The sequence below is a fragment of the bacterium genome, from assembly GCA_035549195.1.
GTDB lineage: Bacteria > Oederibacteriota > Muellerivitia > Muellerivitales > Muellerivitaceae > DASZRK01.
Genome location: DASZRK010000074.1, coordinates 1 through 21,527, shown reverse-complemented (window position 1 = coordinate 21,527; position 21,527 = coordinate 1). Strand labels below are relative to the sequence as shown.

The following is a 21,527-nucleotide window of genomic DNA, read 5'->3' as shown; positions in this document are numbered from 1 at the left end:
GGTGGGGGTATTGGTCGGCGTATTCGTGGGCGTCCGGCTGGGGGTGGGGGTCGGGGTGTTGGTGGGCGTATAGGTATTGGTCGGGGTCGGCGTATTCGTCGGGCTATTGGTGGGGGTGTTGGTCGGGGTCAGGGTCGGCGTGTTGGTCGGGGTGAAAGTGGGCGTCCGGGTCGGGGTGTTGGTGGGGGTAAAGGTCGGCGTGGGGGTCGGGGTGTTGGTGGGCGTATTGGTGGGGGTGTTGGTGGCGCAGACCACGCTGGCCGTCACCGCGTTGGAATAGGTCACGGTCACCGAATTGTTGTCACGGACCGCGGCGATGTTGGTGATGGGCGAACCGGTGCAGGTCACCGAACCCCACCAGGTGATGGAACCGGTCGCGTTGTAGATGGTGCCCGGGAAATCCCACCGGAGCATGGGAGCGGGATTGTTGGGGGCGGTCCCGGCGCCGACATAGGAGACCCCGGTGGGCACCGTGTCCCAGATGCGGGCGTTCACCACCGGGTCCGGGGCGAAGACCTTCAGGTTGTCGAAGTAGTCCAGGCCCTGGCTGGTCTGCCAACCCACGCTCTTGCACCCCCCGCAGGGGATGGCCGCGGCGTCCGTGTAATTGATGGTCCAGGCGGCCGGTTCGGTCGTTCCCCGCTTCCAGGCCTTCACCTGGATGTTCACCGTGCCGCCGTTCCGGGTCACGAGGGCCTTCACCGTCCACCATTCGTTGGAATTGGGCGACGGTGAAAGGGTGCCCACCGCCGGCCAGGTCGGGGTCCCGCCCGCGGTCCTCTGGATGGCCAAATGGCCGGGCGCCCCGCTGCCGCCCACGTAACCGTCGGTGGAAAAGACCACCATGTAATTGTTGGAGGTGGCCCCGCCGCAATCGGTCTGGATCACCATGGCCGCGTCCAGGTTCGGGGTGTTGCTCGAGTCCACCATCAGGTCTCCTTCCACCATATAGGTGGAGAAGGTGCAAAGGGAGGCGGGCGCGGGCCGCACCAACTGGGGATAACGGCTGTTCCCGTTCCCGGTGATGTAATGGTCGTTCCCGGCCCCGCAACTGACGGTCCAGGTCCCGTTCTGTCCGCTCTCCGGGAGGATGGTGTAGGAGCCCGAGGGGACGTCCCCGGCCGGGAAGCCGCCGCAACTTTGGGTGTCGTAATAGTCGTAGGTCTGCAGGCTCTCGCCGTTGATGTCGTAATCCAGGGTATAGGTGATGTTCTGGCCCGGGTTCAGGGAGGTGGCCGATTCGCTCTTGTTGATCTGGAAGCCGCCGGTGGTATTGACCGTCACGACGTTCGTGGTCTGGGTCGCCACCTCGTTGGACTGGCCGGTGGCCGTGTTGGTGATCTGGCCGCTGGCGGGGGACGAGGTGACCTGGACCAGCATCCAGACCTGGCCCGTTTTATAGTTGCCGGCGTTCCCCAGGCCCCAGGTGACATTGGTCCCCGGTCCGCCCGAAGAGGGCGATCCGCCCGGGCTCACCGCCACCAGGGTGGTGTTGGCGGGCACCAGGTCATGGAGCATGAAGTTATTGGTGTTCACGAAGGAGTAGTCGACCTTGAAAAGGATGTAATCGCCCACGGCGGCCGAGTTCCCCTCGGCGGACTTGAGCAGGGTGATGCCCGGGGGCGGCAGGGGGACGGAGAAATTGATGCCGGCCGAAACGTCGCCGCCCAGGCCGCCCGCGCAATCGATGTAGTCCTCCTTGGCCCCGACCACGAGGCTGTAATTGCCCGAGTTGAGGACCGAGCCGTCGATATAGATGGGCCAGACGGCGGTGACCGAACCGGCCGGACAGGCGGGAGTGCCGTTGTTGGTGTAGCTGGGATAGACCGGCGGCCCCTTGACCCCCTGGGCCCCGCTTCCATTGTGGTAAGACCCGGGCGTGGAGGCGATGCCGCCTGGGATGGAGGAATCCACCACGAAATGTTCCGAGGCGGCGGGGCAGGCGACGATGTTGGTGACATTCGACCCGCTGACGATGGCCGCCATGATCTCGATGCGGTTGTTGGCCCAGGCGGTGTCGTCACAGACCGAGACCGTGACATACATCGTCGACCCGGGGGCGGGATTGGAATTGGAGATGCCGAGGATCTGGAGATTTTGGGGATTGGCCCAAGCGGCGGACGCGGACAAAAAGAAAAGACCGGCCAAGAGGTTCTTGGCGGTTCCATTAAATCGATTCAATGTCGGAAAACGGGCCATGTCGGTCCTAAAATGGGATGAACCCCGTACGGGATACCTTAAAAGAACTGCATTTTCCCTGCCAGGGTTTAAGATTAAAACCCTTTTTTAGAAGCGTTTTTATGCCTATTTCCGAAGGAAAAACATGAGGCAAGACATGGTTTTGTCAGTTTTTACTGCTTTATCGCGAAATTATACTCTGTTTTTTTACGTTCCGGGCCATGGTCCGGACCCGGGCAAGTTTGCCATTCCATGGGCCCCGACTAAGATAGCCAGCGACCATGACGCCTAAAAAATACCCCATGCGATCCCTCCCACCCCTCCTCGGCCTTCTTCTGGTCCTTCTATTAGGTTACTTCCCGCTGGTCCTGCACCCCTCCCTTCATACCGCTTGTCCCGAGAACGACACCTGGAACCTTCCGATCCGCTGGTCGGTGCTGACCGCCCTTCGCGGCGGCCATCTCCCGCTCTGGAACCCGCTCTCCGCCTTCGGCATTCCCTGGCTGGCCACCTGGCAGACCGGCACCTTCTATCCGGGCACCTGGCTCTTCCGGATCTTCGGATTGGGTTTTTGGAACCTTTCGGGCCTCCTCCATCTGCTGGTCTTCTCCCTGGGTCTTTTTTTCCTCCTGAGGCGTTGGGCCTGTCCCCTGCCCTGGGCCCTCACCGCCGCCGGGGTCGGCCTCTTGAACGGATGCGCCTTCAACCATCTGGGAAGCAATTCCTCCATGGACACCCTGGCCTGGATGCCCTGGGTCTTTTGGGCCGTCCATGTCCTGGCGTCGGAGCGCCGCGGGTCCTTCCTGCCCCTCGCCCTTTTCCTCTCCCTCCAGATTTTCGCCGGATATCCCCAGATCATCCTTTACACCTTGCTGGGCGCGTCGGCCTACGCGGCCTTCCTGGGCGGTCCGCGTCTGGCGCTCAGGACCGGGGCGGCCTTCGGGCTTTCCCTCCTCTTCACCTGCGCCCAATGGCTCCCCTCGGTCGAATATTTCTTCACCCAGGCCGCCCGTCTCCCGGCGGTCCATGACAACCCGGACTTTTTCCTGCCCCTGAAGAACCTTCGGACCCTCTGGGACCCATCGGCCCTGGCCCGGGATGGAAGACCGGACTTCGTGGCCGACCCCACCTTCTTCTACTTCAATCTCTATTCGGGGATCCTTCCCTTGATCGTGATCCTGGCCGGATCTTTCCGGGTGAAAAAACTCAGCGCCTCCACCCGCTTCTTCCTGCTCGGCACCCTGGCCGTTCTGCTTTGGTCGTTGGGGTTCCCCGGTCTCTTCTTCGGGCCCCTTCACCTTCCCTTCCCCGCCTTCCTGGAGCCCGCCAAGAGCTGGGTGCTCTTCGATCTTTTCTTCCTGGCCTCCTTGGCCCTGGTCCTGAAGGACCTTTTCCCGAAACCCGGGATAGGGGCCTGGGTCCTCGGCGGTCTTTGCGTCCTCAACCTTCTGGTCTATGTCCATCTCCAACCCCTGGAGAGGAACCTCCTTCCAGGCGATCCCATCCTCACGACGGCCGCCGCGCCCTTCCAAGCCAACCTGGGGACCGGCCGGGCCCTGGTCCTCCCCGACGCCGCCCACCACGCCGGTCTCTACACGCCCCTGCCCGACCCGGACCACAAACCCCTCTTCAAGCGCTTCATCCCTAATTCCAACTACTTCGTCTCCTTGCCCTTGGCCACCTTCTACGGTTCCACCCAGCCCTCCTGGGGCGCCCTGGACGCGGCCTTTTATTTCCAATATGTCTTTTCCGGGGACAAGGGCGGCGGCTTGATGGATCTTCTGGGCGTGGACCTGCTCTATGTGCCGAGCGACCGCCTGCCGGCCCATTATCAAAAGGTGATGAAAGACGGGGATTGGACCCTTTGGAAGAACCCCCATTCCCTCGGGGACCATTTCTTTTTCTCAGGCGAGATCGCCCAGGCCGACCGCAAGACCGTCTTCACCCGCTTCGCAGCGGGCCTGTCGGACCCCCGCCAGACCCTCTTTTTGGACAGGCCGGAGGGGATGGAAAAAGACCGCCCCATACCCCCCGACGCCAGGGTCCTCGAATTGGAAAAGGGCCATCCGGCGGGGTTCCTGGTCGTGACCCAGAACGCCCTGCCGGGTTGGCGGGCCTGGGTGGATGGGAAGGGGACGGGGATCGCGCGGGCGGACGGCATCTTCCAGGCCATCGAAGTGCCCGCCGGGGCCCAAGAAGTGCGGCTCTCCTACGAACCCACCTCGTTCCGGCTCGGGCTCTTCCTGTCGCTCTTGGGCGGGGCCTGGCTCTTGGCGCGGGTCCTTCTATTAAGAAGGAAGCCCTAAGAGTCCCTGGGCGGCCGCGAAAACTTTATCGGGGCCGATGCGCACCATGCATTCCTGTTGGTAATGCCCCCCGGCCTGGGCGTGGCGGGGATGGGGGCAGACGTTCAAGTCGCAGGGCCCGCAATCCAGGAAATGCTGAAGATAAAGATGGCGCGGGTCCTGGGGTTTGACCCAGCTCAAGCCCCAGTGAGGCCCGCAAAGGGTGAGGCTGGGCACCCCGAAGGCCTGGGCCAGGTGCTGGGGGGTCCCGTCGTTCCCGATCAAAAGGTCCATTTGGGAAAGGAAGGCCGCCGCCTGGAGAAGCCCGGTCGAGGGCACCCGGAGCACCTGGTCCCCGATCCCCCAGGCCACTTCGTCCAAGAGGGCCCCGTCGCCGGGCCCGCCCACCAGGACGGGTTTGACGTTCCATCGTTCATATATCTTCAAGGCCAACCGGCGCCAATGGTCGGCGGGCCAGCGTTTGGAAGGCCAGGTCCCGGTGGGGTTGAGGCCGATCTTTTTCCTCTGGGCGCCCAATTCCCCGCCGGCCCACTGGCCACGGGCCCATTCCAGGTCCCCCGGTCCCAGCGCGATGCGGGTGTCGATCCCGTCCCCCTCGATCCCCAGTCCCCTCAATAGGTCGAGCAACACCTCCACCTGATAGCGCCTTTCGTAGCGGCGGGGCGGGATGCGGTGGTTGAAGGCCCAGCGGCGCAGCCGGATGTCGAAGCCCGCCCGCAGGGGGGCCCCCGAAAGGAGGGTCAGCCAGGCCGAGCGGGGTTCGGCCGCCAGGTCCAGGGTCCAGTCGAATTTTTCGGCGCGAAGGTCCGAGAGGAATTGGAGAAGGTCCCCGAGCGGCGCCTTCTTCTCCGGATGGACCCAGACCTTTTCAACCAGGGGATCGTGCTGGAGCAGGGGGGCGGAAGCGGCGCGGGTGAGGAAATGGACCTGGGCCTTGGGGTAGGCCTTTTTCAAGGCGCGTAGGAGCGGGGTGGAAAGGATGACGTCCCCGATCCCCTTGAGGCGGATGACCAGGATCTTTTGGGGGTTCGTGTGGGTCACCAGGCCCAAGGATCACCTCGGAACAAGGATGAATGGGATGGAGGGACTAAACGGATCGAACAAAGGTCTTGATCGGCGTTCATCGCTGTCCATCCCTGTTCCCGAGCCTTGATAGGGCCCTACTTATTTGACAGGGGTGAGCCAGTCGAAGCGGTCGGGGCTCTCGCCCTTGAGGATGTCGAAGAAGGCGCGCTGGATCTTCTCCGTGACCGGCCCGCGCTTGCCGTTGCCGATGACGATGTTGTCGATGCGGGACACGGGCACCAGTTCGGCCGCCGTCCCCGAGAAGAAGACCTCGTCGGCGATGTAGAGCCCTTCGCGGGGCAGCACCTGCTGGCGGATCTCGATGCCCAGCTCCCGCGCCAGCACGAAGATGGTGTGGCGGGTGATGCCCGCCAGGATGGCCGAGCTGGTGGGGGGCGTGAAGATGACCCCGTTCTTGACCATGAACACGTTCTCGCCCGAGCCTTCCGACACGTAGCCGTAGTGGTCCAGCGCGATGGCCTCGTCGAACTCGTCCTGCACGGCCTCCATCTTCATCAATTGGGAATTCAGGTAGTTCCCGCCCGCCTTGGCCAGCGTCGGGAAGGTGTTGGGCGCGGGCCTCTGCCAGGAGGAGATGCGCACCGAGATGCCCTTTTCCAGCGATTCCTCGCCCAGGTAGGAGCCCCAGGACCAGGCCGCGATGGCGCCCTGCACCGGGTTCTTCAAGGGGTAGAGGCCCATGGGGCCGTAGCCGCGGAAGAAAAAGGGGCGGATGTAGCAGCTCTTGAGCTTGTTGATCTTGACGGTCTTGACCACCGCGTCCATGAACTGGCGCTTGGTGTAGGGGATGTCCATGCGGTAGATCTTGGCCGAGTCGTAGAGGCGGTCGATGTGGGCTTCCAGGCGGAAGATGGCCGGCCCCTGCTTGGTCTGGTAGCAGCGCACGCCCTCGAAGACGCTCGAGCCGTAATGGATCACATGGGAGAGCACGTGGATGTTGGCTTTTTTCCAATCCACCATCTTGCCGTCGAACCAGATCTTGCCTTTTCCGAACACGGGTCTCTCCTCGCGGGGCTGAAAGTCGGGCAATTATAGGTGAAAGCCCGGGGGTTACAAAGAGGGTAAAGGAAGGGCGGTTTTAGCCCTGGCGCCCGGCGGGGCTTTTGGCGACAATCCCCCCTGACTCCATCCTCGGGCCCTGGCGCCCGGCCGAAGGGACGACGGTGAAAGTCCTGACCCGTTACATCCTGCGCGAGTTCTTCCGGCCCTTCTGGGTGGCCCTGGGCGGCTTCAGCCTGATCTTCCTCATCGTCCAGGTCTTCAACGACATCCACCTCCTCTTGGAGTTCCATCCGGGTCCCTGGCTGACCCTCAAGTACTTCTTCTTCCACATCCCCGGCTTCGTGTCCCAGATGGTGCCCATCGCCTGCCTGGCGGGCGTGCTCTTCTCCATGGGCGGGCTGGCCCGGGGCAACGAACTGATCGCCATGCGCTCCGGGGGCGTGGACATCTACCGGATCGTCGGTCCCCTGACCCTGGCCGGGGCCATCCTCTGCCTCTCCAGCCTGGTCCTCTCCGAATGGATCGTCCCGCGCGCCGAGCAGGAAAAGCACCACACGGTCTGGGTGGAGATCTCCAAGCACCCCGAGGATGGGACCCTCTCGAAACGGAGCGACTTCTCCATGGCGGGGGCGGGGGGAGGCGTCTACCACATCGGCTCCTTCGACGGGGCCACCCGCACCATGCGGGATTTCCTGATCCTGGATTTCGACGGGAACGGGAACCTGGTCTCCCGCCTGGACGGCCGCCAGGCCGTCTATCAGGACGGCCAATGGGTCATGGAGGACGGCTACCACCGGACCTTCGACGGCTCCGGCAACGAGACCCTCACCGAAAGGATCGACCGGGCCGTCCTGCCCATCCCCGAAAAGCCCGCCGACCTGCTGTTGGAGCAGAAGGACCCCCACCAATTGAACCTGCTGGCCCTGGCGGCCTACCTGAAACAGTTGGAACGCAACGGGGCCGACCGGCACAAGGAACTGGTGATCTTCTACCAGAAACTGGCCACGCCCTTCGGTTGCGTGGTCATGATGCTGCTGGGCATCCCCTGGGGCTGGAACGCCCGCAAGTACACGGGCATCCTGGCGGGGTTCGGCATCTCGGCCCTGGTGGCCTTCCTTTATATCGGGGGGATGCAGATCGGCGAGCACTTGGGGGAGACCGGCTCCATCCCGCCGGTCCTGGGCGCCTGGGGCGCGGACTTCCTTTTTGGTTCGCTGGGGCTTTTCCTGATGGTCCGAAAGAACCGATAAGAACCCTTCCCCCTTCGCGGTGCAACGCCTCTAAGGTTTAGGTGTTCTTGGTGTTGAAGGGGTTTTGCTTTTCCAACCGGGAATCTTGCCTTTTTCGCGCCCTTCGCTCCTTCGCCCCTTCGCGGTGCCGCCTCTAAGGTTGAGTGTCCTTCGTGGTTCACGGCCTCTACGGGGTTTGGTACTGATAGGCCGTCCCGTAGTCCCCTTGCGGGACCCCGTGGTTCACGTGGATATACCCCAAGAAAACCAGGATGAGCAGTAACTGCAAACACCAGAGCAGGGCCAGGTAGCGCGGGCCCACCTTCGGCGCCCGCGTCCCCACCCAGGCCAGCCAGACCCATTCCAGCGGGAAGGTCATGATCAGGTAGTGCTGGAAGATCCGGAAACAGGAAAGGGTCATCAGCCCCCCCACGCCCAGGAGCAGGGCCTCGACCAGGGGCCCGGTCGCACTTCCCTCCGGCATGCGGAAGAACTTCGCGCCGCCCTGCTTCTTGGCCAGGTACAACAGCCGGAGACCTCCCAGGAGCATCAAGAGATGGATCAGGCCGGCCCCATAAGTCGGCACTTCCCCGATCAGGGGGTAACGGAGAAAGTCCAGCAGTCCCGCTCCGTTGCCCAGGCTATGGCTCAGTCCCGGGCCCAAGGCGTCCAACAGCCAATAGATCCAATACTTGGGATAGAGGATCCAGAAAAGTTTGAAGGTCCCCGAACTTTGCCCGGCGTTGGAAAGGACGTACTTCACCCAGGGAAGCATGGGGATCGCCCCCGCCAGGGAACCGGCCAGCCACCAGCCCCATTGGGCGCGGTCCGAATGGACCGGCCGGTCCCGGTAGAAGGTCCAAAGGAAAAGTCCCGCCGCCAGATAGAAGCCCGACATGTGGATCTGGGCGATGCAAAGGGCGATCAGGCCCCAGAAGAAGGCGCCGGGGCGGGTCTTGCGGTGATACCAGGCCATCCAGAGGAGGACGCAAAGCAGCGGGAGGGTGGATTGGGCCCAGATCTTCCGCTGAAGGACGATCCCCGCCGGGCTGACCGCCGCGAAGGCCGTGGCCCAGCACCAAGGGGCCCGCTCCCCGGGCGGGACGACCCGCAGGGCGAAGAAGGCCAAAAGGACCAGCGCCAGGATGTTCATCAGTTGGACGGCCCGGGCCAGTTGGACGGGGTCGGTGGCGTGGGTGAGGCGGGCCAGCCCCACGAAGATCCAGATGCTCATGCCCGGGTTCTTGAGGCCGCCGCCCGAGACCATGCCCAGGTCCGGCCAGGGCTCGGTCACCCCCACCGCCTGGGAAGCCTCGAACATGTAGCGCTCATCGGCCTTGTATTCGATGTCGCCGGGGAAGGAAAGCCGCAGGGCCGCGCCCAGGACGAGGCAAAGGGCGATGAAAGGCAGCCAGTTCTTTTGATCGGTCGTCATCGTTGGGTCGTTCTTGGTCCAGGGGATGGGTTCGACGCGGCCTTATTCTAACTTCACCGGGGCCTCCGGCGCCCGGTAATAACGCCAAGCCGCATGGGAAGGGGACGCTCCCTTTCGGGAACGGGGACCGGACCGTCCGATGGCCCTAAGGCTTGAAGATCTTCAGGTCCAGGTCGCGGATCGCCCGGAAATGTTTGGCGTTCCCGGTCGCCAAGGCCAGGCCGTTCTCGACCGCCGTGGCCGCGATCAAGGCGTCGCCCGCGCCCATGGAATGGCTCAAACCGTATTCCTCCAGGTAGACCATGGCCCGGTGGCTGATCCCTTCGTTGAAAGGCACCACCTGGAACCCGGCGGCGAAAAGGTATTTTTTAGTTTCTTTGAGCTGGGTGTTGTTCTTTGAATCCTGAAGAAGCTCCAGGTAGGTTTGCACCGAGATGGAACGGCTAGGGGCATGGTCCACCCAATCGGCGGCCTTGCTGTTCCCCCGCTGGACCCAGATGAGGATATCCGTGTCAAAGAGCATGGTAACGGGTCTTTCGAAGCTCCTTCACCGTCCGTTCCACGCTCTTTTTTTCACCCTGACGCATCCCGAAGAAAGGGTGCTTTTTGCTGTCGAACTTCCGGAGGGCCCCGGGGGAAACGATCGTGCCCTTCAGCTTCCCGTGATAATAGATGGAGACCGGCTCCCGGGCATTCAGGGCCTTGAGGACGTCCTTCATTTTGTAACGCAGATCCACGATGGAGGCTTTCATAATATGTATAGTTTAATTATACATATCCATCTGTCAAGGCACCTGCCACAAAACACGCCCCACCCGCAAGGGTGCGGCCCTTAAATGTTGGAGTCGCTCTCGACCATCGTGGTGGATTCGCCGGTGACCCGGATCAGGTTGGTGACCCCGTGGATCCCGCCGAAACCTTGGACGTCGCCGGTGACCCGGCGCTTATCGGAGAAATTATCCACCGATCCGGAGATCGTCGCGTGGCCGCCCTTGACCGACACATGCAGTTCCCCGACGCCCAGGTTCTGGAGATGCCGGCTGATCTCGCTGGCCAGTTGGACATCCTGTGGGGTCTGTTCATAAGGTTCGTTCATGGCTTTGGTCCCCCTTCCCTCGATTTCCCGGGGCCTTCCCCAGGAGCTTCTTTCATTAACCTAGGACCTTGGCCCGGAATAAGGAATGACCCGCGACATCTTGGGGCGGGTTCGGGGCAGTTCCGGGCTTTTTTCCTCTCATTCCTGAGGATATTCAGGGGTTTCTTCTTTGCGGGTGTACAGGGGGGACCGAACGACGGAGGGTGGAGGCGCTGCTGACCGTGAGGCATCTCGGGGTTAAGACGGAGGGTGAGCGACCTTGGGGCGAACCACGGGCCCCTTTGCCTCCGACCGCTCGATCCAACTAATCGATATACCCGCCCTTTTGCAGATTCCACAGCTTCCGATAAAGCCCCGGCTTCTGGATCAGTTCCCGGTGGTTCCCCAGTTGGGCCACCTTCCCCTTGTCCAGCACCACGATGATGTCCGCGCTCATGATGGTCGAGAGCCGGTGGGCGATGAGGATGCAGGTGCGCCCCTTCATCAGGCCCTTCAGGGCCTTTTGAATGGCGAATTCGGTCTCCGAATCCAGCGACGAGGTCGCCTCGTCGAGGATCAGCATCTTCTTGTCGGCCAAAAGGGCCCGGGCGATGGAAACCCTCTGCTTTTCCCCGCCCGACAGCTTCACGCCCCTCTCCCCCACGATGGTCTTCTCTTTGTTCGGCAGGCTCTCGATGAACTTGTCCAATTGGGCGAAACGCATGGCCGCGAAGACCTCCTTCCGCCCCGCCTTGGGGTTCGAGAAGGCGATGTTGTTGTAGAGGCTGTCGTCGAAGAGGATGCATTCTTGGGGCACCATCGAGAGCGATTCCCGGAGCGAGGCCTGGGTCACCCCCGCGATATCCTCCCCGTCGATCCGGATGGACCCCCTCTCCAGGTCATAAAGCCGGTACAGCAGGCGGATGAGGGTGGTCTTCCCCGCCCCCGACGGCCCCACCACCGCCACCCGCTGGTGGGCCGGCACCTTCAGGGTGAACCCGTTCAGGATGGGCCTTTTGCGGTAGGTGAAGGTCACGTCCTTGAATTCGACGGCTCCCCGGGTGAGCTTCAAGCCCTTGGCCCCGGGCTTGTCCTGGATGTCGTTCTTCAACTTGCCGTATTGGAAAAGGTCCTCGAAGTCGGACAGCGCCCGGTACATGTTGCGGATGGCCATGATGAACTGGAAAAGGGGCTGGAGGATGTTGATGAAGGTGGCGAAGATGAAAACGAAGGTGCCGATGGCCAGGGTCCCCGCCACCATGCTCTCAACCGATAGGTAAATGAGGGCGAAGGTGCCCGCCCCCACGATCAGGATCTGCCCCCCTTCCAGCCACTTGAAGAGGTCCCAGAAACCCAGTTGAAGCTCCCGGGTCTTCTCGCTCAAGGCATGGAACCGTGCCTGCACGTCCCCTTCCTTGGCGAAATACTTGATGGATTCGATATTGGTGAAGACGTCGCTGATGTTGGCCTTTTCGATGTCCGACATGTTGTTATAGAGGGCGTTGGCGCTCTGGTTCCGCCGGGTCACGATGAGCGAAAAGGCGATATAGACCGCCACCGTCCCGATGACCACCAGCCCGATGGAGCGGTCGAAATAGAGGATGGAGGCGTTGAAAAGGGTCATCTGGAAGAAGATGGGGACGTATTGGAAAAAAATGCCGTCGGTCATGGTCTCCACCGCTCCCGAGGCCCGGGCCAGGCGGGAAATGAGGGAGCCCGTCTTGTGGGAACTGTGGAACCCATGGGAAAGGGTCAGCAGGTGGTTGAAGAAGTGGCGTTTGATGTCGGCGATGAGGCTGGATTCGAGACGGTTGAGCCCGCCCAGGAAGTACCAACGCCCCCAGCTCTTCCCCACCGGAATGGCCAAAAGCCCGGCAAAGACCCATAACAGGGCGGATCGGAGAGCCTCGGCGGTCAGGCTATGGTCGAGGTAGTGGGTGGAGTGATCGACGATGAGCTTGTAGCAGTAGTTGAAGGCCAGGTCGAGGAGGCTCAGGAAGAGGAGCACCAGGACCAACCAGAAACAGGCCCACTTATAAGCTTTCAGGAAGCCGAAATAGACCCGGAAGTTGTATTTGAAGTTGATGATCTCTTTGTCGGAGACCTCGATGGCGGACAAGGGGGAGGGCCTTTGAGCATATTGGGAAGCTAGATTCAGGAGGAGGGATTATAGCAGCAGGCTAGGCTTTCGATCCGTTTGCCGCAGCGGGCAACAAGGTGGAAAGAGTTATTGACGGCGATTGCTTCCTTGAGGGATTGGAGGAATATGCTTGCTTAAAATGAAATCTTTAGGTCAGCCCATCTTTTTTTACGGTCCAGTTGAATTTGCAATGATTAAATTTTTTCGGAATCAAGAACATTAAGTAGTTCCAGGGTTTTTAAGGTTGGCATTTGGTTATTTGAGTCCCCGGACATCAACATACAACCTCTTCAGGCTTTTATCCGACATGTCCAGAATAGGTTCATACATGAAGGAATTTAGGTGAATTATTTCGGGAGTCATTAACATAACGCGATCCAGCACGTCAATTGCGGGCAAAGCAGCAGGATAACCTTCAAAACGATTTTTAAATTCTTTGAAAAGTTTAAAAGTTTGTCCTTTGCTATTTTTAATACGGGATAAGAATTCTTGATCGTTAATTTTGATTTTCATGTAATCTTCGGCCATAAGTCTAATCGCGATGGACAAAACAATTTTATTTTCGAAATTGACCCCATCGTCAGCACCTAGACATTTCGCGGCCTCCGAATGAATTACATCTATAACTTTTCTGTCCCCATTGGACGATATCCCTTGTTGTTTGAATACTTGATTGAAAATGTCATCTAAATCAGATTGCTTAATTTCGTCCGAGTCATTCTTGCGATGTAATAGGGAAGTTAATTTCAAATAATTTGCATCTGAGTCACCATCCGTATATTGAATAATATTTCGAATGAAGGGAATGGAGGCTATTCGCTTTCTTTGATCGGTAAAAAATTCTCTCTTCCAAACATCGACAAAAATATTATTGAGACTTACGGCCTTCTTTAAATAGATCTCCTCATCGGATCTGAAGGCGAAATAGCAATTTTTAAAACCGACATAGCGTCCAGCTACGGTCCTGAAAAAGTCAAAATTGTGAGTGAGGATTATTTGGTAAAAATTATCGTGGTCTAGTAGTTCCTTGAGATATTCAATAATGGCATATTTATTTTTGTAATCAAACGAATCGGCGATGTCATCAATAATAAAAAGGGTGGGTCGTCCCGTAAGTTTGCGGACTTCTATTTCGAAAATGATATTAAGAATGTAAAGGGCTTTCTTTTCTCCCTGGCTCAAAATTTCGAGCAAAAGATTTTGGTCAATGGGAATCTCTTTTTGGCCGTCTTTGAATGTAAAGGTGAGTTTAAGAAGACTTTCTTTCTCTAAAGCGACCTGAATTTTATTAGCCGCTTCGATATTAAAAGGAACGTGGAACCGACGATTAAAAATATCGACAACGCTTTGCCATTGTGTCCGATCTTCTAGCGCCTTCTTTTCAATCTCCAATTTCTTTTTTAAAACGGCTTCGTGTGTTTCAATCGCAGTAACAAAAAGGCTGAATGTTGTTTTGAAGTAAGATTTCCATATATCTTCTCGGAATTTAACAAGGTCCTTCAAATGTGGGAGAACTTGTCGGTTTTCGGAAATGAAGTTTCCAAAGTCGCGTAGATCTTTATTGACGTTTATCTTTTTACTGAACCTATCGTATTTTCGTTTTAGATCGGGGTCATTGAGAATTGCTTTTTGTTCTTCTTCGATTAATTTCCTTAATTCAGTTTCATCTCGAATAATTTTAGGATTGTCGGCGTTAAGGACAATAGTGTGATTTGCTTTGAAAAAATTGTTTGATGCAAGATTTTTACTTATGGTCTCGGCATTGTAATAATTGAAATTCTTTTTGAAGTAAGTGGATTTTTCTAACAGTTCTTCATGTTTATTGGAGTAGTCTTCGATGTTGTTTTTGATTTCGTCTTCACTTAAAAATTTGATTATGGCTTCGTCAAATATTTGATCGTAGTGCAAATTTGAAAAAACAGCCTCCTCCAGCTCCGTCACGTCCTTTTGGGTTTGAATCAATGACTCAAAAAATTTACCGCTTTCTTTCGAAAAGGTGATCGATATTTCGTTTTCGATGTCCCTTCTTGTTTTAGATATTTTTTTGAGCGCTGAAATGAACGTTTCTTTTGCGCTTTCTGTCGCGGAAAGATATTTTTCATATTCCTTTTTCAATTCTTTATTAATCAGTAGTGTTGAAGTCTTTTCTGTGTGACTGAAGAATTGATCGTAAGGTTTAATTACGAATACTTCTTCTTTGCTTATTGCGACGCCATTTTCATCGGTGATTTCGCGAATCGATTGTCTGATAGTTTTGAAGACGCGATCCTGCGAATCGATCCCTAGGGTTAAATCAGTGAAAGTCTGGGCGAACGAACTTTTCATAACTCCATTTGGGGCGTAAATGGCAACAGCTCTTTTTTCCGTGAAATCAAATTCTTGTTCCAATTTATTAATGCCGTTGCAATACACCATCTTTGCTTTTAGCCGTTTCATAACTGTTGTTCCAATTGATCCAATTATTTAAATTGGCTGGCCCATTTAAGAAAATTCACCCCAGTCCCTTTGGACAAACCAATTTGGTTCCCATTTGACGTAATCACAGGGCTCGAAAGTTTCGGGTGTTACCTTTAAATCTCTTAGTTTCTCGGGCGTAATGGAAAGGTTATGGGCTCCGTCGGGACTGTCCAGATCATAAAAATGAAATTTTTCTCGACGATCATTTCCTCTTCGACTTGGTCCGAAATCGAATGGGACACACTTACGCTTTATCAATCCTTTTTCCTCGGTATCTACCATAACCTCGACCACCTTTTTTTCATTAATCGCTCTAATAAAATCGTCATACATGGCCATATAACCTCCTAAAAATATTTAGTGTGTTTTCATTGTCCCATCGTCACTGACTTTTAAGGTTATAAATTCGTATTTTTTCTTTGATATCACTATATTCAAATTTTCTTGCACCCTCTTTTGCCCATCAGTTGTTGCTTTTCTGTCGTAAAAGATAATCTTCTTTACTGGCTTCTCGGGTTTCGAAAGACCATCAAAAATGACGTAATCGATTGGGTGAAAAAGCACTTTCGCGTCATCGGCGCTAATTTTTTTAGGCGCAAAAATGTAATCAATCTTTTTTATGGTCTGCTGGGCCAAGTCCCGGCCTTTTTTCCTGGCCGCCTGACGCATTTCTTGTTGCTTATCGTTCAATCTTTCTTCCATCGCATTGATTGATTCTTCCTTTGATTCAAGGGCGTCCATCCAATCTTTTTGTGGCTTATCTTTGACATAAACTTCGGAATCGCTAAGCCGAAATAATTCGTTGCAATTATGACAAACGCCAAAGATTCTTTTTTGCAATGAAAAGAATTTAAAAATATCCGATCTCATTCCGGCACCTCGTAAATGTCAAAGTTAACATTATTGGAGCTTACGGCTTCCTTGATTTCTCTTTGAACATTATTGAGGCGTGCGTTACCACTCTTTATGTCCATGAAGAAAATATTTTCAATTTTCTTCTTATTGCTCATTCCTTGGAAAACGACATAGTCGATGGGATCAAAGAGGGAACGACAGTCCTCCCGATCAAAACGGAAACCCTTCATGGCGGGAGCCATTCTTTCCAGAATGTGTCCGACATTAACGGCCCTAGAAACCAATTGTGAAACTTGCGGGATCTCTATTTTCCTATTTTTTAGTTGTTCCTTTCGGTCTTTGAGATCCTTAACCTTTTGGTCGTAAATGGTCTTTGCTGCGGGAGGGAAGTCGTCCAAGAAGAACAAATTTGATTCTTTGGCATTCATTGATTCGCCGCAACAAGGGCAATCGATAAAAAAACCTCCGGACTCTAAATTTTTAATAACTTTATTCGCTTCTTTTTGTGCGGGGTTCATAAACTCTCCTTTCTACAAGTTCACATCTACAATCGGTGCCGCCGGGGATTCCATCTAGGACGCGAAGAAAGCCTTAGAAGCTCATTTAAAGCTCTTTGATCGACCCGAACATAGGGCATTCTTTGAGAGACAGTCTGGTTCGTGGGAGGCGGAGGGGCCGGAGCCGGGGGACCAGCTAGGATTGTTTCCACAAACCGGGTTCGAGAGACCGCAACGATCACGGCTTTTCCTTCATTACGACCCGGAAGCAATTGCCAAAGAATATTCCGCATTTGATTCGGTGGATCAGATGGCACCATCCCTAGGAAGTCAAAAAAAACTGACACAGGGCAATTGATCCAGGCTGCCGGAAGGCACTTTTCGGGATTAGGAACGAAGAACCAATCCTGTTTGTTCGTGCGCATGAAACCACCAAATCCTTTTTGGAAACGAGGGAAATCCCTTTTTCGATGTGCGCCATCAACAATCCAAAACATATTCTTATGAAATCGTTCTCGCGCTTCACGTTCATTAGGGTCAATCGGAGAATGTTGGAACTCAAGCACCAGGCCGTGCGTGGTTCGGACGTCCGCGACGTGTTTCTCGCCTGATTCGTCACGCTGGACATGTTCCCGCCAATCGGCTGGAAACTTGCTTTTCCAATCGCGGTGCCATTGGGTTTCGTTTTCTTTCCAAAAATCACAATTCTTAAGTCCTTCATGAGCCCAATGATGAATCCTGCGCGTGCCACACTTAGCAATAACGACTGTTTGGCAAATTGGGCATAGGGCCCTCCCCTTTGGGGAAGGTTCAATCCGTTGTCTGTCTTTAAGGGCATACTGCATTTACTTCTCCCGACTAGCTCGATAAGGAAGCTTTAATTGTCTTTATCAATTCGCAGGACTTGTTCCGGACATCGTGTTCCCAAAACCTAAAAACCGTCAAACCCTCCCTTTTTAGGTATATATGTGTTCTTCGGTCTCGGCGGCGGTTTCCCTCGATCTTATCCTTCCAAAATTTATTCTTCATTTGGTGTTTCCACCGGGGGAATTGCCAACCGTGCCAGAAATCCCCATCCAGGAAAACACAAATCTTTTCTTTCTCGAAAAAAATGTCGGGGGTTCCGCGGAGGGCTTTGACGTGAGTTTTGAATTTGCGGGACGTTGATTTTTTGAGGAGACGAAGGAATGACTTCTCTAAGCCGCTATTCTTGGACCTGATCTTCGACATCAGATTGGAGCGTTGTTGCTTGGAGAGCTTATCCTTTTGCCTACGCTTTTTATAATTCCTGCCGACATAGTTTTTGATACTTGATGACAAAGGCATTCACCTTCATTCCTTGTCCTTCAGGAAGAAATCCTCAATGTCCTTGAGGATTTGTTTTTCTGTTTTCTTGCCCGGTTGGCATTTAGCGGCCCATTTTCGACCCGGGTGGAAGGTGTCCCAGTTTGGCCGCATTCCCCCATAACGCCCGGCCCCAGGATCATGATTCCCAAAACCTTCGACTATTGCGTTCCAAAGGGGATTGAATTTGGTGATAAGCAGGGTTTCCCCCAGGGGAATCCAAATATCGTCCACCACAAGGTAACGGCAGGTGAAATCCTTAATATCTAAGCTCTTAACAAGCTTAATGCTCTCGGCGTGCTCGCTGAGGCGATTATAAAGAACGTTCCCCGCGCTTTCCTCGAGGCCCCGTCCACCCTTGCGGCCGCCGGAGGGAATGGCCTTTCCAACATAGATGGGCTGTTTAGGATCCTTTCCCTTGTTCTTGGATGCTATAGGCGCATAGGCTGGGAAGTCGCCGGAATAATAGATGGCGTAAATCCCAGCACCCTCGAAGATCTTTTTGATGGGCATGGATTGGGCCGGGCGTTCTAATAACGCCTTCTCAACACTCTCGCCCAGGTTCCTCTTATCGAGGGGGTTATAGGTCTTTTCATCGCTCAAGCGGTTTTCCCGATCGGGACAACCTTTTTCCCAAGGCCATCCAGTTTTTCCTTAACACTTTTCGCAACCACGTAACCCAAGGTAACGGGAACGGCATTCCCTAATTGCCGCATGGATTCGGTCCAAGAGCCCGTGAACTGATAATTATCGGGGAAGGTCTGGAGGCGTGCGGCCTCGCGGACCGTGAAATACCGCATTCGGCCATTAGGATAAGCAAGGGTATTCTCCCCACCTGGGACCCCATGATCGCCAGCCTTAAGGGTTTTCGCCGGCTCATCGAGGGGACTCCCCGTATGGCCTGGGTATTTTTTTGCCGAATTAGTAGGGTAGTGATTCAGGAATTTCCCATCTTTGGAGGGTTCGGGGAGGTCCGCGATAGCGTCCCGGACGGTCCGCCAAGGCTTTTGGGACGGCTTAAAAAGAGTTGCTTCCATTCTAGCCACGGTGGTTTTGAGGCCTCGGGGAACCTTTGGACGGTCGGCTTTCGGGATTTTGTGGTTCTTCCAATACTCACCTGACACCCACTTGGAGTAGATCAAGGCTTCTTGGGAATGAGTCGGCTTGGGGAAGGACCACTCGAGACCTAGGTCGCTACGGAACCCGACCACGAAAACCCGGTCTCGTTTTTGGGGGACGCCATAATCGGCGGCGTTCAAGACCTGGAAAACCACATTGTAATGAAGGCCACTACATTTGCCGCGCGTGTGGTATTCCTCGAGGCGGGCATGGTGCTCCTGCCATTTCTCATTATTCCTTTTTAAGATCTCGGGATAGGTGAGCTGGAGGAAGATATAACCGAAGTAGTTGCCGAAGGAGGGCCTTAGGAGGCCCCGGACATTCTCAAAGATGAAGGCGCGGGGAGCGGCTTGGAGGACGGCCCTAACCGCCTCCGGGAACATATCCCGGCTATCTGTCGGTCCGTTGTGTTTCCCACCCAGGGAGAAGGGTTGGCAAGGGGGACCGCCCGCCACTAAGTCGAGCTTGCCCCGGTAGCGGGCGAAGTCCACTCCACGGACATCCTTTTGGGAGACTTCCGGCCATTCAGCCACGGGCTTAACGCCCTGCTCTTGGTTCTCACGGACGGTATCGCAAGCATCCTGGTTCCATTCCACGATCAATTCATGGTCGAAACCCGCCTTGGATACACCCATGCCCAGGCCACCGGCTCCCGCGAAAAGCTCTATTGCTTTCATCATTCCCCCAAGTGAGTAATCCACCGCTTAATTTAACGCATTTTACTTTAAAAGATATGGGCGAACCACGGAAAAGTATACGGGCGTATTCTTCGGATTGACCACCTTTGATGCAACCTGGGCCAAGCGGGTATTTAACACTTTGCACCTCCCCCTGGCCCCAAAACCTATTAGACTTTGGGTCTTCTTAAGAAACCCAAATACTTTTGCGGCTTCATCATCGGTTTATCAATGCAATTAGCTTGAGTCTCTCGCTTCCATCGCCATCTTTTCTCTTCATCAGGTGAACCACTTCAAACGCTTTCTCCTCATGGAAAATCTTGCTCATTAGAAAAGTAATTTTCGTCATCCGCTTCCCAAAACTTCTCCACGGAAATTGAGCGTTCTAACCAGCCTGACCCCTCATACGAAAAACGGGTAAAAGTCGTAATAAATTCAATATCCTTTTTGCCTTCATTCCAAGTTGGGCGACATGCGATTTTTAGGATCGTGGATCTATCCTTGATTGTCCAATCCGTTTTCAAAGACTTCATCATCGAAATTTCGAAATACTTCCCAGTTTCAATTTTTTTTGCCAAAACCCAGACTATCTTCCCAGTGAAGGCTTGCGTCAGATAAGTTACTGGCCCGCTATATGAACCGACTCCGGTTGAATAATCAATTTTCAAAAATACTGTTGGCCCAGTTCCATTTATAGCCGCCTGTTCAATCGTTGCTAATGGTCTATCTAAAACAGTTTTATCTAATTCCTCCCCATCGTTACTAACCAATCGAAGAATCGCGTTTAAAAAAGAATCTTCTAACGCATAACCGAACCCCGATTCCTCGAGCGATCTCCCGTGAAAATCCGTTCTCCCTTTCAAACGAAGATCTAACAAAACTTGTAAAAAACCTATCTGATCCCCATCCGAATTATCGACTCTCAATTCCTTCGAAACGTAATACGACTCCTTAAGCGCGTTTTTTATTTTTTTAATCCCCATCTCAATTTGATCAGAGACAGTTCCCTCTTGCGACGGATACCAAAGTGGAAATCCAGCTTCAAGAAACTCCCCTGCTATTCGATGTGAATATTCCGGCCAGCAAGCTATTAGTTCGACAATGCTCGGCCACTTCCTTTCTCTTTTAAATGGCTGGCTCAAATCTTTTTGCAGGTGCAGTTCCGAAAATTTAAAAATGAATTTTAAAAGCCTGCCAAGCAGACCCTTCAAATCCTTATCATCCATCTCTATTTCATAGTGGATAAATTTATTCCGAATTTCAGCGGCAAGGTTTATTGCGCCGATGTCATCTTCTTCGAAATCCAATTTAGCTATTTGTTGAAGACGTTTGACCGTCAGTTGCAGCCCGGCTTTTGAAGCATCGGGTCGCGGGTATTTATCTATATCCGTCCAAATCAACGCCTCATTAACGCGCCGGAGTCGTTCTTTGAGCAATAATTCAATAACATGGACCGCATCTAAAATTCCTCTTTTCAAATCAGCAATAGAGACATTTTTGGGCACAACAAGATGGGCGACGCAATGATCTAGAGAATCAATCGCATTTTCCATCAAACCATATTTAATCCAGGCCATTTCTCGCCTTTCAAAAAATCTACCCACACTTAAATTCAAGAAACCAATCAATAATTGGACTCATTTTAAGTTTCGATCGACCTAAAGACCCAATAACTTCCCTGCCTGACCCACACTCTCCACATCCCCCGCGACCTTGGCCACTCCGCCGCTCACGTCCTGGACCGCCTTCAGTGGGTCCACGCCATTGCCAGCCGACCCTTCGACGCTTTGGCTCGGCTCCACCTCCCGCACCTTCTCCACCCGATACCCCAACCCCTCCAGGTGCCGGAGCGAGATCTCCAGGGCCATCGGCTTGGTCCAAAGGGTCTTCGGGACCCGCGACGCCCGGCTTTGCAGGGTGACCTCGCCTTGGACCCGGTAAAGGACGGTATTCCCCGCTCCCCCTGTCGCTTTCGGCGGCTGGCCCTTGGAATAGAGCTGGTATTCCTGCTTGATCTGCATCTGGGTCTGTTGGGCCGAGGGGAAGAATTGCTTTTGGAAGGTGGGGTAATAGTCCGCCGTCAAAAGGCCTTTGAAATAGGCCAGGTCGTCGGACCACATGGCGCCG

Annotated in this window: 18 protein-coding genes; 2 read left to right on the top strand and 16 right to left on the bottom strand. The window is 54.8% G+C overall.

The features are described 5' to 3' along the window. Positions 1-2,199, bottom strand: a 2,199-nt coding sequence (locus tag VHE12_12580) for a hypothetical protein (protein HVZ81616.1), incomplete at its 3' end; no start/stop codon positions are given. Positions 2,200-2,480: 281 nt separating this feature from the next. On the opposite strand from VHE12_12580, the gene VHE12_12575 reads away from it, so the two are divergent. Then, positions 2,481-4,484: a YfhO family protein gene (locus VHE12_12575; GenBank protein HVZ81615.1), complete on the top strand. Its 2,004-nt coding sequence runs from the start codon at positions 2,481-2,483 to the stop codon at positions 4,482-4,484. Here the strand turns inward: VHE12_12575 and VHE12_12570 are convergent. Both VHE12_12570 and VHE12_12565 read right to left on the bottom strand, forming a co-directional pair. After that, positions 4,467-5,525 (bottom strand): glycosyltransferase family 9 protein, encoded by a 1,059-nt coding sequence (locus VHE12_12570; GenBank protein HVZ81614.1) that lies wholly within the window; start codon positions 5,523-5,525, stop codon positions 4,467-4,469. The two genes, VHE12_12575 and VHE12_12570, sit on opposite strands and share 18 nt — an antisense overlap. A 123-nt stretch (positions 5,526-5,648) precedes the next feature. Then, positions 5,649-6,566: a branched-chain amino acid transaminase gene (locus VHE12_12565; protein HVZ81613.1), complete on the bottom strand. Its 918-nt coding sequence runs from the start codon at positions 6,564-6,566 to the stop codon at positions 5,649-5,651. A 167-nt stretch (positions 6,567-6,733) separates the two neighbouring features. On the opposite strand from VHE12_12565, the gene VHE12_12560 reads away from it, so the two are divergent. Next, positions 6,734-7,822, top strand: coding sequence for an LptF/LptG family permease (locus VHE12_12560; protein ID HVZ81612.1), 1,089 nt, complete (start codon positions 6,734-6,736; stop codon positions 7,820-7,822). A gap of 166 nt (positions 7,823-7,988) precedes the next feature. On the opposite strand, the gene VHE12_12555 is transcribed toward VHE12_12560, so the two are convergent. The 13 genes from VHE12_12555 to VHE12_12495 form a co-directional block, all read right to left on the bottom strand. After that, entirely contained in the window at positions 7,989-9,236 is a 1,248-nt protein-coding gene (locus VHE12_12555) for a hypothetical protein (GenBank protein ID HVZ81611.1), read from the bottom strand. Between the two features lie 145 nt (positions 9,237-9,381). Then, the gene (locus VHE12_12550; GenBank protein ID HVZ81610.1) at positions 9,382-9,759 is read right to left on the bottom strand and encodes a type II toxin-antitoxin system VapC family toxin; all 378 of its coding nucleotides are present in this window, start codon (positions 9,757-9,759) and stop codon (positions 9,382-9,384) included. Further along, positions 9,749-9,988, bottom strand: a complete 240-nt coding sequence (locus tag VHE12_12545) for a type II toxin-antitoxin system Phd/YefM family antitoxin (GenBank protein ID HVZ81609.1) — start codon at positions 9,986-9,988, stop codon at positions 9,749-9,751. Before VHE12_12545 ends, VHE12_12550 begins: the two co-directional genes overlap by 11 nt. 80 nt (positions 9,989-10,068) lie before the next feature. Then, positions 10,069-10,332, bottom strand: coding sequence for a BON domain-containing protein (locus VHE12_12540; protein HVZ81608.1), 264 nt, complete (start codon positions 10,330-10,332; stop codon positions 10,069-10,071). 304 nt (positions 10,333-10,636) lie between these two features. Continuing rightward, the gene (locus VHE12_12535) at positions 10,637-12,430 is read right to left on the bottom strand and encodes an ABC transporter ATP-binding protein (protein HVZ81607.1); all 1,794 of its coding nucleotides are present in this window, start codon (positions 12,428-12,430) and stop codon (positions 10,637-10,639) included. Between the two features lie 276 nt (positions 12,431-12,706). After that, positions 12,707-14,887: a phage infection protein gene (locus VHE12_12530; protein ID HVZ81606.1), complete on the bottom strand. Its 2,181-nt coding sequence runs from the start codon at positions 14,885-14,887 to the stop codon at positions 12,707-12,709. A gap of 45 nt (positions 14,888-14,932) precedes the next feature. After that, entirely contained in the window at positions 14,933-15,247 is a 315-nt protein-coding gene (locus VHE12_12525) for a hypothetical protein (protein HVZ81605.1), read from the bottom strand. An 18-nt stretch (positions 15,248-15,265) separates the two neighbouring features. Further along, positions 15,266-15,778: a Holliday junction resolvase-like protein gene (locus tag VHE12_12520; GenBank protein HVZ81604.1), complete on the bottom strand. Its 513-nt coding sequence runs from the start codon at positions 15,776-15,778 to the stop codon at positions 15,266-15,268. Beyond that, positions 15,775-16,281, bottom strand: a complete 507-nt coding sequence (locus VHE12_12515) for a Holliday junction resolvase-like protein (protein HVZ81603.1) — start codon at positions 16,279-16,281, stop codon at positions 15,775-15,777. The genes VHE12_12520 and VHE12_12515 overlap by 4 nt, the downstream gene beginning before the upstream one ends. Positions 16,282-17,592: 1,311 nt before the next feature. Continuing rightward, positions 17,593-18,207 (bottom strand): Eco29kI family restriction endonuclease, encoded by a 615-nt coding sequence (locus tag VHE12_12510; protein ID HVZ81602.1) that lies wholly within the window; start codon positions 18,205-18,207, stop codon positions 17,593-17,595. Further along, positions 18,204-19,400 carry a DNA cytosine methyltransferase gene (locus VHE12_12505; protein ID HVZ81601.1) on the bottom strand — a complete coding sequence of 399 codons (1,197 nt, stop codon included), beginning with the start codon at positions 19,398-19,400 and terminating at the stop codon, positions 18,204-18,206. Before VHE12_12505 ends, VHE12_12510 begins: the two co-directional genes overlap by 4 nt. Positions 19,401-19,708: 308 nt before the next feature. Next, a complete protein-coding gene (locus VHE12_12500; GenBank protein HVZ81600.1) occupies positions 19,709-20,977 on the bottom strand; it encodes a hypothetical protein in 1,269 nt (422 codons plus the stop codon). Between the two features lie 81 nt (positions 20,978-21,058). Then, positions 21,059-21,527 (bottom strand): hypothetical protein (locus VHE12_12495; protein ID HVZ81599.1); only part of this gene is annotated, 469 nt, incomplete at its 5' end.